This is a genomic window from Roseibium sp. (assembly GCF_965233565.1).
Taxonomy (GTDB): Bacteria; Pseudomonadota; Alphaproteobacteria; order Rhizobiales; family Stappiaceae; genus Roseibium.
The window spans coordinates 1864840-1879955 of record NZ_OZ247494.1; the positions used below are offsets into that span (position 1 = coordinate 1864840).

Below are 15116 nucleotides of genomic sequence, written 5' to 3' on the forward strand. Positions count from 1 at the left end.
GGCTCCCAAACAGCGCATTGCCGGATGCCGACACCCGGTCCTGCGGTCGGCGTTATGTCTGAAGCAGATCGAGAAACACGACCTGCTGCCTGAAATTTCCGGATTACTCCCTCGCCCATGATTAACCAGAAGATGCATCAAAACAACTTTGCAATCAGATCAACCTGAGCCGAGGTGAGGATTTTGCGCTGCACAACAGAAAGGCAATCGCCGGGATTTGCCCAAGAAACCCGCATGTCTTCGAACATTAGAAAAGGCACCCAAAATCTAACTATCTGAATCACATGGACAAAATTACGTAGCTCTGAATGGCACGCTAATTGCTGCATCTGGTTCGGCCCGTGCCGGGTCCTGAAATCTGAACCGCCCAACGTTGGGCACGAGACAAAGCCGTCTTTTCCGGTTGCTCAGGAGAGTTTCCGGACAAGACGGCTTTTTGTTTGGCGGAAGACCCATGAATGTAGTTGCAGACGTCAAATCCAGCTCGGATCAAGGCCTCAAGGAAGAGACACTGATGCCTCCAGTCGTGGTCGTGGGGGGCGGTCCGGTGGGCACACGGGCCGCGCAGGAACTGTCCCGCCGCGGCCGGACCGTCGTCCTGTTCAATGCCGAGCGCTGGCGTCCCTATAACCGGGTAAAGCTCACCCCGCTCTTGGCCGGGGAAGCGCAAGTCGGGCAGATCTACGCCAGCGACCACTTTCCGCGCCCTGGCAAGGTTCACCGGTATGACGGGGTATCCGTGGTCGATGTCGACCGGGAAAACCGCCTGGTCGCGCTCTCCTCCGGCAGGATCCAGCCCTATTCGAAGCTGATCCTTGCCCTCGGCTCCCGTGCCTTCGTCCCGGCCATCCCCGGCGCCGGCTTGCCGGGCGTTTTCACCTTCCGCAATTTCGATGATGCCGAAGCACTGGTGGCCAGATCGATGTCCGCCAGGAAGGTGCTTGTCATCGGCGGAGGATTGCTGGGTCTGGAAGCAGCCCGGGGCATGGCGGCCCGTGGCGCGGCCGTCACGGTTGTTGAACACGAAAACCGACTGATGCCTCGCCAGCTCGATCTGGCGGCAGGCAACGTGTTGAAGGAACGGATCGAAGCCATCGGAATCAGCGTGCTTGTCGGTGAACGGGTCCACGAGATTTCCGGCAGCAGCCGGGTGGAGAAGGTTTTCCTTGGCCAAGACAGGATCCTGGAAGCCGACACGGTCATCATCTGTACCGGCGTGCGTGCCAACACCCAGCTGGCGGCCGGGATCGGCCTTTCCCACCGGCGCGGCATTGTCGTCGACGACAGCATGCGTACGGATGATGACGCGATCTACGCCATCGGCGAATGCGTCGAGCATGCCGGTCAGGTCTATGGCCTGGTCGGGCCCGGTTACGAGCAGGCATCGGTTGCCGTGGCCCATATCTGCGATGAAGAAGACGCCGCCTACCTGGGGTCCGTACCGGCCACCAAACTGAAGGTCATCGGCGCCGACGTCTTTTCGATGGGCGACTTTGAATCCATCGAGCAGCAGCAGGACATCAAGTCCTTTGTGTTCCAGCCCGCCGACGGAAGCATCTATAGACGCCTCTTCGTCGACCGGGGCAGACTGGTGGCCGCGCTCGGCGTCGGCGAATGGCCCGAGGCCACCCGGCTGCAGCAGGCCATCGGAAAACGGCAACCGGTCCGCTTCTGGCAAACCGCCCGGTTTGCCAGATCAGGCGACCTTTGGCCCCAGGGCGATGACAGTGTCGCCAGCTGGCCCAGGGAAGCAATCGTCTGCAATTGCACGGGAACCACAAAAGGCGCGGTTCTCGACAGCATCACGCTCGGGTCGCAGACCCTGGACGATGTCCGTGCGACCACCAGCGCCAACACGGTCTGTGGCACCTGCAAACCCCTTGTCCTGGAGCTTCTCGGCCAGGGCGACGCCCCACCCGAACCGGTCAGATGGTGGCGCTGGTTGATCGGTGTTTCCGTTCTGGGCGCGCTGGCTGCGCTCGCGACCGCAATCCTGCCCCGGATCGCGCTGGCCGACAGCTATGCCACGAAGGACTTTTGGTTCAGCCTGTGGTTCGACAGTCTCTGGAAACAATATACCGGCTACACCCTGTTGGCGCTGACAGTGTCCGCCGCGGTCATCGGATTGCGCAAACGCATCAGGCTGCTGGGACGTCTTGGCAGCTATGACGGCTGGCGCCTGGTTCATCTGACCATCGGCCTTGCCTGTGCGCTTGGCCTTGTTGTGCATACCGGCTTCCGCCTCGGTTCAAACCTCAACCTCTTGCTGATGCTCAGCTTCCTGGCAACGCTCGTCTTCGGCGCAGTGGCCGGCTTCGTGAAGGGAGCGGACCACGCCCTGCCGGATCCGGGTCAAGGTCAGGGAGGGGCAACAACTGTTCCGAAAACCCTGCCGCTCTGGGTCCACATTCTCGCACTCTGGCCCTTGCCGGTCCTGCTGATCATTCACATCGCAACCGTTTACGCATTCTAGCGAGGCCGGAGGGAGAGAATGAACAAGACGGCCCTGCTCTGGATCCTCTGGATCGCACTGACACTCATTGCCGGCTCCGCGCTTGCCGGCATCCTGTTTGTCGGCGGCCAGAGAGATCTGATGCTCATCGGCAAGACCACCAGTGCGCACAAGCAGTTCGAACTCGCCTGCGAAAGCTGCCACACAACAGGGCTCAGCGACAATCTGACCAGGAGCCCGAAGAAACTGGCCAAGGCGATGACCCAGGCCTGCCTCGGCTGCCACGAGGCGGAAAAGAAAGTTTCCAACGACAGTCATCCACCGAAGAAGTTCCGCGGAGCCAAGGGGGCAAGGCTGAGGGCGGCCCTCAACGCCCAGCAATGCACCACTTGTCACACCGAACATCTGCCCGAGCTGACGCGTGCGAATGCCGTCACCTTGCCGATGGACCTGTGCAGCGCCTGTCACCAGAAGATCGGCGAAGACCGGAAAAGCCACGAAGGCCTGGCCTTCACCACCTGCGCCAGTGCCGGATGCCACAATTTCCATGACAACACGGCGCTCTATGAAAAATTCCTGGTCAAACATGCCGGCGGCAACTGGCTCAAGGACCATCCGGTGCTGGCCCAGGACGGCCTGAAGCCTGCGACGCCCTTCCTGATCGAAGCTTCAAGGGCTCCCGATCCGACAGCTGCACTCAAGTCCTTTCTCGACAACAAGGCGGGCCAGGACACCGGGGAAAAAGCCCGAGAGATCTTTGCAGAGCTCCTGACTGCTGAAGACGCCATTGCTCCCGAAATCTACAGGACCGAGGCGGCGGTTTCGCTGTGGGCAGGGTCCGCGCATGCGGTCAGCGGCGTCAATTGCGCCGGTTGTCACGCGCCTGAGGCTGCCGAAACGACCGACCTGGCTGAGCTCAAGGAAAACTGGCTGGACGCCCCCGGCGCCGAGATCTGCGGCACCTGTCACAAGCCCCAGCGCAAGAGCTTCAGCGAAGGCAAGCACGGCATGCAGCTTCATGCGAAAATCGCCCCTCCGCGGCCCGTGGCTGAAGACGGACTGGCACGTGTTGCCCATACCCTGTTTCAGGACAAGCCGCTTCCCCCCTTCACAGTGGGGGACTCCTATCTTGCCGATAAAATGAAACCCGAGGCCCACGATGTCGCGCTCGGCGACTGTGGCAACTGCCATAAACCTCATGACGTCGACCTGCGTGTCGCCGCTGTTGAAAGCTGCGGCACCTGTCACGACGATGATCACAGCCGCAACTATTTCACTTCACCGCATTTTGCCCTGTGGCAGGCCGAGGTCTCGGGCGAGGCGCCAGCCGGAAGCGGGGTCAGCTGCGCCGACTGCCACATGCCGAGGATCGAGGGCCGCAGCGGTGAGATCTTCACCACGCACAATCAGAACGCCTATTTCCGACCGAACGAAAAAATGATCCGGCCGGTCTGTCTCTCCTGCCATTCGCTGGAGTTTTCCATCGACGCCCTGGCAGATCCGAATCTCGTTGAAAGCAATTTCAACGGGCGCCCGGCGGTGCATATCGAAAGCATCGACTGGGCCCTTAGCCGCGAGAAGTAGGGACCGTGATTGGACGCCACATTCCCCACTTCCCGCTTCATCGCACATCGTGCAATACGAAGGAGATAACGCCGATGCCTCGAAACTTCAACAAACTCGCTGCAGCGGGGCTGGGAGCGCTGATGCTGGCAGTCGCGCCGCAGACCGTCGCCAACGCGGATGGCATTGAGCCCAGGGACGTGACCGACATGCTTCACGCGGTCATGGATTCCGACCGCACCATCTACACCAAGATGATCGTTGGCCGGCTGGTCGCGAAGCACAAGCTGATCAAGGCCTCGGAATTCTTCGAAGATGACGTCGCCGCGCCGCTTCCCGCCCAGATGTTCCGCATGGGCGCGGAGGCCGTTGCCGACCGGACGGACCTCTTTGAATATTCGCTGCAGTCGCTCTGGCCGATCAACAAGCCGAACGCCGAGAACCAGACCGAGCTGGAGAAGGAAGGGCTGCAATTTGTCGCCGACAATATTGGCGAAAACTTTTACGGCGAAGAAGAAATCGACGGCACGACCTACTTCACGGCGGTCTATCCGGACATTGCCGTCGCCGAGGTCTGCGCCAGCTGTCACAACGACCACAAGGACAGCCCGCGCACGGATTTCAAGCTCGGTGATGTGATGGGCGGCGTCGTCATTCGTATTCCGCTCGACGGTTAAAACGGCAATGCACCGCCCGCCCAGCTGCCCTGTTCGGCACCGTTCCAAACCCGGAGCTCAGATGCCTGCACACCGGGGAAGCAGAGCGCTCCACGGCAACGGACACCGGGCGGCGGTGCCCCTCAGATCTTTCATAAAAGCAGCACAGCTATCGCCGTTCTCCAAAGCGGTGTAGACATTCAGAAAGGAAAGCGCATGACACCCGAAAAGATCAAACTCGTTCAGGACAGTTTCGCCCAGGTCGCGCCGATTGCGGACAAGGCGGCCGACATTTTCTACGACCGGCTGTTCGAGATCGCACCCGATGTCCGGCCGATGTTCCCGGCCGACATGTCCAACCAGAAAGACAAGCTGATGCAGACGCTCGGCGTTGCGGTCAGCAATCTGCACCAGGTCGAGACGATCCTGCCGACGGTTCAGGATCTGGGCCGCAAGCATGTTGCCTATGGCGTCAAGGACGAACATTACGACACCGTCGGATCCGCCCTCCTCTTCACGCTTGAAAAGGGCCTCGGCGAGGCTTTCACGCCGCAGGTGAAAGACGCCTGGACCGAGACCTTCACGACCGTTGCCGGCGTCATGAAAGAAGCCGCGGCAACCGTGGAAGAACCCAAGAAGGGCTTCTTTTCCAAGTTGTTCGGCAAGCGCGTGGCTTGACCGGTCGGGCTACGGTTTTGCAGGGCTTCGCATCTTGCCGGGCCCTGCACGTGGACAGGCGGTTTCTTCTCAGGGATCCAACCGGCGTTCCAGCGCCGCGCGCATGTCTTGTTGAAGTGCGTTTCCGTGATGATCATCCGGATCGCCACGCTTGTTGCCCCGGGTTTTCAGGGCTTCAATTACCAGCAGCGCCCGCCAGTAGTTGAAGATGCCACCAAGCAGGAACAGCGCACTGCCAATCACATAAAGCAGTGCCAGATAGGCAAACAGCTCCCGCGCGTCGGAAGCGCTCTCAACTGTCCAGAGATAGGGAACGGATGCCACTGCAAAGAGCACCGATCCGGCAACGAAGGAGATTGCGGTCAGGTTCATCAGCTGCAGCCGGATCATGCTGGCCGCAGACACGATCTGAATGACATTGACCACCGCCCCTGCCACGAACAGCAGACTGCCGATGATGAAGCAGTAGGCGCCAACCTCCGTCTGGTCGAACCGTTTGAGAAAACACAGACTGCCGATGATGAACAGCATGGTGCCGGTGACATAGGCTATGGCTGCGGCGGCCTCCAAACGGTTCCAGATCGTGGGTGGCGCGGTGCGATGCCGCCGCGCATTGAACACTTCCAGAAGATCGTGGCCGGTCACCAGCAGATAAAGCAGCGAGCCGACCACAAAGGACCAGGCGCCGAGATCCTCATAAGCACTGAAGGCCGGGAAGAACAAGACGCTTCCGAAAATGAAGATCACACCGCCGATCTTGTAGATGAAGGCGTTCAGGCTTTCCCAGAAAAGCTCTTTGCCCGCGCTGTCCCGACCGGACGCGAGATTGTATTTTCTGGGGCGGTTGAGAAAGAGATGCGGCATGCCGGAACCATAGAAAGTTCCGGCCCCCGCGAAAAGCCCTTGCGAGAGGCAAGGTCTACAAAGGTCGCTACTCAGATCAAGGAGGAAAAACTCTAGTTTTTTACACTGATTGACGGTTCGCCTCGATTGCTCGGTCTCACGAGTGCGCAATAGTTAGGATTATCTATGTTGCAGATGGCTACCCTTTGAATCTCATTTTGAGCAACGGCCGTTGACATAAAGTTTTGGAACACGGTTGCAACAAGAGCCACAGCGATGACGGTTAAAATGCATTTTGTATAGATATCAATCTTCATCGGGTAATCCTTTGTTTGAACTAAATTCTTCTAACTATCTATTTCGCTAAGCGTCTCTAAATCAGAACTTACTCAAAGAGTAAAAAATCAACTTAAGACGCACCCCAATCTTAACAATTAAATAGAGGACACAGTCAAACCATTTCCACACATCATTAGGGTTTCTATGGCTTCGGTCTGCCCGACAGGGCGGATGTCAGCCGTGCATCTTCCAGGTAAGGGTCGTTGCCGAACCGGATCGTACCCTGGCGCTGCACCCAGACGGACTGGTGCGAAACGACCGCCATCAAGCCGCCACGCGCTGGGAAGGTCACCGTCTCGTTCCGATCGATGCGCGGCGCCAGGCCGCCCGCCGGCAGGACCCGTGGTTCGATAATGTGGTCGAGCAGGTTGAGCCCGTCGACAATGCCGAAGGCGGATTTGGGCAGATACGGATTGCAGAACGTGTCGCCTTCCGGCACATCGGGCAAGTCGAAGAGCGAGAGTTTCTGCTCGCGGCGCAGGCGATAGGCATAACGCCCGAGCGGGTTTTGATCGGATCCGGACAGATAGAGCGTGGTCTCGTCTTCCAGCCGCTTCAGGTTTCGCGGCGTTGCTTCGCGCCAGGGCAGTGCGCTTAAGGGAACGTCCGCCCCCTGTCGGCGCAGATAGTAGCCTTCCGACGCCAGCTCATCCGGATCTTGCTGCAGCCGGCTCAGCAGTTCCTGGCCGAGATAGTCGAACGGCACCTGCCAGGTCGGATAGAGTGTGACCGCCTCGATGATCGTCGCCAGCGTGGTGTGATTGCGGTCCGGACAATTGGCATAGGCCCGGCCGTCCTGCAGGACACGACCGTTTTCCAGAAAGACAAACCGGTTTTCGCCCTTGTTGATGAAGAGCTGCAGGCGCGCATATTCATTCGGGATCCAGCGGATCCGCTCCATGGCGTTGCTGACCTGTTCGATCCGCCGATCCACCGGAATGTTGAGCGCCCGCACGAGACCGGGCGTCAGATCCGCGGAAACCGGTTGGCCATATCGCTGCTGCGCCTGCGCCACAGCAAAGGCCGTGCGCTTGTCGAGCAGTTTCTGTCCGGAAGCCTCAGAAAGCAGACCGTCTTCCATCAGCCTTTGCTTGAGAGCAGGGACACGGTCATCCGACTGACCGGCTCGGATCACCTCCCCCGGCTCCACATAGGTGAACCCGCCTGAAGCCGAGATCTCCAGAAGACGCGCGAGCTCTCCCTTGAGACGGCGATAGGTGTCGTCCTGCGGTTGCCAGGTCTCGACAAAGGCCCCGAGACTGCCGGCCTCTTCCAGGCGCGCCAGGGCTTCAAGCACATCGATCGCATTGCGCGGCATATAGGCGTCCGGGTAAAGCACCCGCGGCGAAACGCGTCCGGCCCTCAGATCGCTGGCAAAATCGAGGAATTGTGCCGTGAACAAAAGCTCGGTCCAGGCTGCATCCACCGGATCCTGCAGGTCTTCGGCATCGTCCAGCGCGGCAATCAGGACCTCTGCCGGATAGTCTTCCGGTCGCAGCCCTTCCCGGCTCACGGTTTGCAGAACCGCCAGGAAGTCTTCACTCAAGGAACCTTGCAGCCAAAGCAGCGACGCTTCATCTGCGGCGTAAAAATCGCGGATCGCCGAGCGGCGTTTTTCAACAACGAGAGGCAGACGCTCCGGCTGTGCCAGGGTCCGTCGCACCTCTTCCAGAACGCCGTTGGCAGCAGCGGGCCCGCAAATCCCCCCCGGCAGCATCACAACCACGAGCGCAACAAGCAACGCGAAGAGCCGCAGGGGCCGGTGGGACGCAAGCCGTCTGGTCATGGCGGTTTTCATGAAAAACGGTTCCTCGTCTTTACGCGGTGCGTTGGCCGCGCGGTCTGGCTCACCTCACGCAGGTCAGGTTTCTATTCATGGTAGGGTCCTTGCTGAGGTCCGGCAACGCCTGGCGTATCCCGAACGGTCACACATGTGCTCGCTTGAACTGCGCCGGCGTCGTCCCGGTCCATCTCTTGAAGGCGACCGAAAAAGCGGCCTGATCGGCGAAATCCAGCAGAAAGGCGACCTGGGCAATGTTGCCTTCGCCGACCAGAAGCCTCTTGGCCATATCGCAACGCGCCGTTTCCGCCAGGGCCTTGTAGCTCGTGCCTTCTGCCGCCAGGTGCCGTGTCAATGTTCTGCGGGTCATGCAGAGCGTGTCCGCAATCTCGTCTCCGCTCGGCAGATGCCCCGGCAATTGTCGGCGGACAAGCTTGATCACCTTCTGGGACAGGCTCGGGATGTCTTGCGATGCCTTCTCCAGCCTTGCATCCCCATGGGCCTGCAGATGATCGAGAAGATCGGCATCAAAGGTCGGGATCGGGTAGTCCAGACCGCCGACGGGCAGCCCGACACCGTTCATGCCATGGCCGCAGAAGACGTCGCACGCGACCAGCTGCGCCAGGGCCGCACAATGCTCTGCATCCGGCGTGTCCAGATAAAGGGCCAGCGGACCGAAGTCGGGGCCCGCAATCTGCTGAACACGCCTGAACATGCCAAACACCAGCAGCTCCCTGTGGCGCCGGGCCTGATGTCCCGCAAGGACACCGCTTTCCAGGGCGACAATTGGCCCCCGGTCGCTTCTGACCAGATGGAACTGAAGATCCGGATCTTCCAGCGCATAGTATTTCTGGGCGAATTGCAGCACCTGGCCAACTGTTTCGCTGGCCCGGGCCAGATAGGCGAGCAGTGTCTTGGCCCCCGGTGTCGAAAGCCCGGCCCGCGCCGCAAAGGTCTTGTCGGAAAGCGCATGGCACGCCAGTTCCACAACCTGTGCTTCCGCGGTCAGCTCGATCTTAGCGGACATGTCTTCCATCACGTCCGGGCTGACAGCTGCTTCGGCCAGGAGGTCCGTGAACGGTTTCGATGCTGCTGCTTCTTGCGCATAGACGCGCGCGAGATGTCTCAGTCGATAGGCATTGACACGTGGCAACCGGTTTCTCCCTGCCTTCTGCAGACCCGCAAATCGGTGACGATTCCACAGTGATTGTCCAAAACTAAAAAACCGTTGGCCAGATGACAAAAGAACGGAGCCGGTGTTTTTCCCAAATGCCTTTGTGACCAAGCGATCTGCCCCTTTTTGTTTTGGGAGGAGGTGGCTTTCGAAACAGCAAAGGACATTCATCGTGTTGAAACTCGTTTTGCCGTCGCTCCTGGCGCTCGGCGCATTGACCACACAGGCTGCCGCCGCCAGCGGTGATCCCAGATGGTGGGTTCAGCCCGGAGAAGGCGACTGGTACGCCTGGGTCGGACTGATCATCTTCTTCCTCGCGATCTTTCTGGTCGTGCACCTCTATTCCCGGTTCGATCACTATGCCGAACACAAGGCCAAGGGCACGCCGTTGCGGACAACCATTCCGACCATGCTGACCGTGGCGCTTGCCTATGAACTCATGCCGGCCCTGTCCCATTTCAGCATTCTGCTGCCCGCGGCCCTGATCATCACCGCGATTGCCCGCGACTTCATGTTGTGGTGGCGCCCGGAAGATGAGGAGGCAGCACAATGATCGAGATCATCGTCACATCGTTCCCCTTTGTCTTGCGGGTCATGTATCTCAAGTGGCGGGGCATGCCGATCACGCTCTACAACGTCCATCGTGCCCTCTTCACCTGGTTCGTCCTGGCCCTGATCGTCTTCTTCGCGGTCTTTTACTACTACCCGAAATCCTTTACCGGCATCGTGCCGTTCCGGACGGTTCCGGTCGTTGCAGAAGCCGGCGGCACGGTCACGGAAGTCTTCGTGAAAGGGGGCGACAAGGTGAAGGTGGGTGATCCGCTCTTTGCGATCGAGAACTCGGCCGAGCTTGCCAAGGTCGCCTATTCGGAGCGCAAGGTCGACGAGGTCCACGCCGCCATGACGGCCGCGCATCTGGACGTCGAAACAGCGCAGGCCGCGCTCGATGCAGCCCGCTCCGCCCTGAAACAGGCCGAGCTTACGCTCGCCGATCACCTGGAGCTGAAAGCACGCGGGTCGGCGGCCTATCAGCCGAGCCAGCTGGAACGTGCCACGTCTCAACGCGACGCCCGGGCCGCTGAAGTCGAGGCCGCGGAAAGCAAACTGGCAGCGGCAAAGGTGCAGGCAACGGACATTCTGCCCGCTCAGCTGGAAACGGCCGAAGCGTCTCTGAAACAGGCTCAGGTGGAGCTGGACAAGACGCGCGTCCTGAGCTTCGTTGACGGAACCGTCGAACAGCTGACCTTGAGCGTTGGTGCCCGCGCAGCCCAGGCCGCCATGAGCCCGGCCATGCTGATTGTTCCGGTCCGCCGCCCGAGGGAAAAGGGCCGGATTGTTGCGGGGTTTTCCCAGGTCTCCCGGACTGAACTTTATGAAGGTATGGCGGCGGAGATAGCCTGCGAGAGCAACTTCAACATCGCCATGACCAACACGGTTCTGCCGGCCAGGATCTCCCGCATCCAGCAACCGATCGCCTCCGGCCAGATGGCGCCCAGCGGACGGCTGATGGAACCGGCAGAACGGGCAAAACGCGGACAGGTTGTTGCCCATCTCGACCTCGTTCATCCCGAACACCAGGAGCTCCTGGTCCCCGGCAGCGGCTGCATCGTCCAGACCTACACGACACATCTGAAAGGTCCGCTGGAAGGAAGCGTCACCGCCCATGTGATCGAGGCGCTCGGCATCATCAAGGCCGTCGGATTGCGCATCAAGGCCTGGCTGGGTCTCGCCTCCGGCATCGGCCTCGCCGGCTCCGCCCACTGATCCTTGTCGTCCAACTTAAGATGCGCCCGGGCCCCCCGGGCGCTCTTTAACTTTTGCATGTTCGCAAATAAATCGGCTCTCTCGCCGCTTCATAAAGCGAGCGCCTTGTTCTGAAGAGACATATTGTTGCCATGCAGATTTTGGCTCCGGCGTTTAGCGAAGCAGACAATAACGCTTGGTAGGCTCGTAGTCGCTTCCGGCCCGGAGCGGTCACTCCCACGCAACGCAGCGAAATTACCATCAGAGCCCTAAGTGGACATGGTGAGCGTGACTCCCCCGGCATTCGCTGCTTGAGCGGATTCCAGTAGCAATATTCCTTCGTCTTAGTCAGGATTGTTTGAAATGACTTTGGATTACACAGGGAGCACCGGAATGCAGCTGACGTTCACAAGACGAGAACTGCTGAAATCTGGCGTAGCCGCAGGGGCCATTGCTTTGGCACCTGCTGGTTCAGGAGGTCGCGCCTCGGCTCAGCCTGGGAAAACCGGACCGATTGATGAACTGCTTGATCACGACACAATCGATCTCGCGGAGATGATTAAAAGCAAGCAGATTTCCCGGATCGAGCTTCTGGATGTCGTCATCAATCGGATTGAAACAAGCAACCCCACACTAAATTTCATGACGACTCGCGCGTATGACCGTGCACGTGAAAGAGCGCAAATGATCTCTGAAGATGCGCCATTTGCCGGCGTCCCATTTCTAATGAAGGATATGGTCGACGTCGGTGGCATGCATCGAACCGATGGCTCCAAGTTGCTGGAAAAAAACGTACCTGAAAGTAACGTACTTTACGTCGATGCAATCGAAGAGGCCGGTCTGAACATCATTGGCATGACCAACGTTCCCGAGTTGGCCAGTTACATAATGACGGACAACGCCTTGTATGGACCGACCCTTAATCCGTGGAACCTTGAGTACTCAGCCTACACATCAAGTGGCGGTGCGGCCGCGGCCGTGGCTGCTGGTGTGCTCACGATGGTGCACGGGACAGACGGTGCCGGTTCAAACCGTCTGCCTCCCTCGGCAACCGGAATTTTCGGGATGAAACCATCACGTGGACGGAAGCTGTCCGGCGAGGCCGACGGTGGTCACGACCTTGCGAAAACCAATCAGGCGATCAGCCGAACGGTGCGCGAAAACGCCGCCTTGTTCGATCTCACGGAAGATAAGTCTGGCGGAGCATACAAACCCGTGGGATTTGTTGAGGGCCCATCAGATCGTCGGCTCAAGATTGGATATGTCGCCAATCCACGCACCATGGTTCCCGTGGAGCCCGAAGTTTTGGCCGCTCAGAAGAGTACAGCCAACCTGCTAGAAGATCTCGGTCACAACGTAATCGAAGTCGAATTCCCAGTCGATGAACAGCAGATGCAAGAAAACTACTTTGCCTTTTTTGCTGGAAAGGTTGGCGGCCTGAAGGCATTGGTAGAGCAAGTGAGCGGTAAACCGGTTCTTGAATCCGGTCTGCTGACACGCCTTTTGGCATCAAACGTAGAATATAGTGTCAACAACTATACACCGGCGGACATTGAGGCCGGCATTGCGTATCTTCAGTCCTTGTCTGAAGTGTTTGCCAATGTTTTTTCAGAGATCGACGTTATGTTGGCGCCTATCTCGCCTGTAGTGTGCCCGAAGCTTGATGAAGCAAGTTATGACGATTTGTGGTCGGATGAGGTGGCAAATTTTATGATGGGGCGCTTGCGCTTTACGGCCCCGATCAATCCTGCCGGTATTCCAGCAATGTCGGTGCCGCTTAACTGGGGGGCGACATCCGGTATGCCCATCGGCAGCCACTTTATCGCCGGAGCAGGCAACGAAAGAACACTCTTCGAGCTAGCATACGAGCTTGAAGAGGCTCGCCCGTGGCGAAACCGTTGGGCACCTTATTCGTTGAAATTCATGGAGCAGTTCGCTTCGCTACCGGACCAGGAACCTGTGTCTACTCCAGTCATCCTGGGTGAGGACAACATTCCAGAGGGGTTTACGCCGCCGGACCTCTTGTAGCGGTTTGGTGCAAGCTCAGTTGGCGACGAACTTTGAATAGTAGTCGGCTTCGTCCGCGTTGTAGTCGGTGACTCTGACCGCAACGAAAATCAGTTTCTCACCCATTCGATACTCTAGCCAAATCTTGCCGCATCAACACTTCCGGCCCTGAGCTGACACCTATGCTCAGCGCAAAGAACGTTAGCAGAGCTCATTTGCAAGCAACCAAACAAGGGGGGAGAGGGTTCGCAAGAAACATTTGCTTTGATCCAATAGTATCCAATGGCGATCACAAACATTATTCGTTTGCGCTCATGCCTGACTGACAAGCTCTTTCCTATCGGCTACCGTGACCGACAGTCGGACAACAATCCAAAGGTCTCGTTATGAAAGCACGCATCTTGCGTTTGGTGTTGGTTGCCGCCTTGTCAGCAGCGGGCAGTGCGGCCGCCGGACAAACCTTTAACGACACCGGCGACATCCTGGCACGTTCCGCTGAGATCGAGGATATCGAATTCAAGATCATGGTTCAGCGGGCCACTCAGGCTGCGATTTGGGGCATGCCCGCAGCCGGAATGGTCGATTTCCTGAAAGGCATTCGCCGGGATCTGGGCGGCGATTACAACGATATCGTCTATCTAAACAAGCCGTTCGATTCAAAGCACGGCTTTCTGACAGCCAACGATGTGACCGCTTACGCGTGGTCTTCAATGACGTCTGAGCCCGGACCGCTTGTGATCGAAGTTCCGGCCGCCACCGATAAAGTCAGCTATTTCGGCACCATCGTAAACGCTTGGGATGTGCCGATTGTTGATGTCGGACCGGATGGGCACGACAAGGGCAAGGGCGGAAAATATCTGATGCTCCCGCCCGGCTACGACGGCGAAATGACAGCCGAAGACCTGGCAGACGCGGGCTACATGCCCTTCAAAACAGATACTTATGAATACGGTTTTTCTTTCCGCCCCCGGCTATACAAGGACGCAACGGATGCTGATGCTGCGGCCTATGCCCAAACAATCAAGGTCTATTACCTTTCAGAGGCAGATAACCCTCCGCCCAACACCTATCACGAAGCATCAGAAGTTCCCTACGACTCGCTGCCCTACTACAACCATACCTACTTTCAAGATCTGAACGACTATGTTCAGAACAACCCGATCCGTCCTCAGGACAAGATCATGGTCAATTTTCTGAAGGATCTCGGAATAGAAAAAGGGCAGCCGTTTGAGCCCGACGAGCGTCAGGTTAAGGCGATGAACGAGGGCTTGGTCCTGGCCTATGCTGCCATGCAACGCTATTTCGTAGAGCCGGGGCTGGCGACCGTGCCGCTTTGGGTCGACGACAGCGGCAAAATGAAAACGCAGTGGCTTGTATGGGATTTCGCCGAGGGGCAGCCAGAAGCCGGATTTCCTTATGAAACTGAAACAGAAGTCCTGATCGATGACCGAGCGGGAGGTAGCTATTTCTGGATCACTTATCTGCCGAAACTTCTGGGCGGTGGAACCTTCTATCTGACCGGCCTTCGCGACAGCGATGGTGACATGTATGACCACAATCAGACCTACAAGCTGAATGTACCAGCTGATACACCGGCAAAGGATTTCTGGTCAGTCATCGTCTATTCGATGGAAACCAAGAGCTTTATCCGCAATGTGGAGCGGGTCGGCCTTTCATCCCGCGATGCCGGGGCAATGAAAGCCAACGAAGACGGTTCCTATGACATCTATTTCGGACCAAGGGCTCCCGATGGGCTGGAGAGCAACTGGATCCCGACTACGGAAAGCTATTTTCTGCTGTTCCGGCTTTATGGCCCGAATGATGGCTGGCTGAAAAGCGGCTGGGTACTGGGTGATCTTGAGAAACTTGATTAACTGAGGA

11 protein-coding genes are annotated in these 15116 nt (G+C 58.4%); 8 read left to right on the forward strand and 3 right to left on the reverse strand.

Annotated elements, in window-relative coordinates; translation table 11 throughout:
• Positions 1 to 454 precede the first annotated feature (454 nt).
• The 4 genes from ACO6TG_RS08700 to ACO6TG_RS08715 all read left to right on the forward strand — a co-directional run bounded on the left by ACO6TG_RS08700 (position 455) and on the right by ACO6TG_RS08715 (position 5349).
• Positions 455 to 2473 (forward strand): FAD-dependent oxidoreductase, encoded by a 2019-nt coding sequence (locus tag ACO6TG_RS08700; protein ID WP_422377808.1) that lies wholly within the window; start codon positions 455 to 457, stop codon positions 2471 to 2473.
• 18 nt (positions 2474 to 2491) lie between these two features.
• Positions 2492 to 4036 (forward strand): ammonia-forming cytochrome c nitrite reductase subunit c552, encoded by a 1545-nt coding sequence (locus tag ACO6TG_RS08705; RefSeq protein WP_422377809.1) that lies wholly within the window; start codon positions 2492 to 2494, stop codon positions 4034 to 4036.
• 74 nt (positions 4037 to 4110) lie between these two features.
• A complete protein-coding gene (locus ACO6TG_RS08710) occupies positions 4111 to 4692 on the forward strand; it encodes a Tll0287-like domain-containing protein (RefSeq protein WP_422377810.1) in 582 nt (193 codons plus the stop codon).
• Positions 4693 to 4887: 195 nt separating this feature from the next.
• Positions 4888 to 5349 carry a globin family protein gene (locus ACO6TG_RS08715; RefSeq protein ID WP_422377811.1) on the forward strand — a complete coding sequence of 154 codons (462 nt, stop codon included), beginning with the start codon at positions 4888 to 4890 and terminating at the stop codon, positions 5347 to 5349.
• 69 nt (positions 5350 to 5418) lie between these two features.
• Here ACO6TG_RS08715 and ACO6TG_RS08720 read toward each other — a convergent pair whose 3' ends face one another.
• The 3 genes from ACO6TG_RS08720 to ACO6TG_RS08730 form a co-directional block, all read right to left on the reverse strand.
• Positions 5419 to 6213, reverse strand: coding sequence for a YrhK family protein (locus ACO6TG_RS08720; protein ID WP_422377812.1), 795 nt, complete (start codon positions 6211 to 6213; stop codon positions 5419 to 5421).
• A 460-nt stretch (positions 6214 to 6673) separates the two neighbouring features.
• A complete protein-coding gene (locus tag ACO6TG_RS08725) occupies positions 6674 to 8329 on the reverse strand; it encodes a hypothetical protein (RefSeq protein WP_422377813.1) in 1656 nt (551 codons plus the stop codon).
• Between the two features lie 127 nt (positions 8330 to 8456).
• Entirely contained in the window at positions 8457 to 9464 is a 1008-nt protein-coding gene (locus ACO6TG_RS08730; protein ID WP_422377814.1) for a helix-turn-helix domain-containing protein, read from the reverse strand.
• 193 nt (positions 9465 to 9657) lie between these two features.
• Between ACO6TG_RS08730 and ACO6TG_RS08735 the strand changes: the two genes are divergently transcribed.
• The 4 genes from ACO6TG_RS08735 to ACO6TG_RS08750 all read left to right on the forward strand — a co-directional run bounded on the left by ACO6TG_RS08735 (position 9658) and on the right by ACO6TG_RS08750 (position 15109).
• On the forward strand, positions 9658 to 10038 hold the full coding sequence (locus tag ACO6TG_RS08735; RefSeq protein ID WP_422377815.1) for a hypothetical protein: 381 nt from the start codon (positions 9658 to 9660) through the stop codon (positions 10036 to 10038).
• On the forward strand, positions 10035 to 11249 hold the full coding sequence (locus ACO6TG_RS08740; protein ID WP_422377816.1) for an HlyD family secretion protein: 1215 nt from the start codon (positions 10035 to 10037) through the stop codon (positions 11247 to 11249). Before ACO6TG_RS08735 ends, ACO6TG_RS08740 begins: the two co-directional genes overlap by 4 nt.
• 342 nt (positions 11250 to 11591) lie before the next feature.
• Positions 11592 to 13256 carry an amidase gene (locus tag ACO6TG_RS08745; RefSeq protein WP_422377817.1) on the forward strand — a complete coding sequence of 555 codons (1665 nt, stop codon included), beginning with the start codon at positions 11592 to 11594 and terminating at the stop codon, positions 13254 to 13256.
• Positions 13257 to 13621: 365 nt separating this feature from the next.
• Positions 13622 to 15109 (forward strand): DUF1214 domain-containing protein, encoded by a 1488-nt coding sequence (locus ACO6TG_RS08750; RefSeq protein ID WP_422377818.1) that lies wholly within the window; start codon positions 13622 to 13624, stop codon positions 15107 to 15109.
• Positions 15110 to 15116 lie beyond the last annotated feature (7 nt).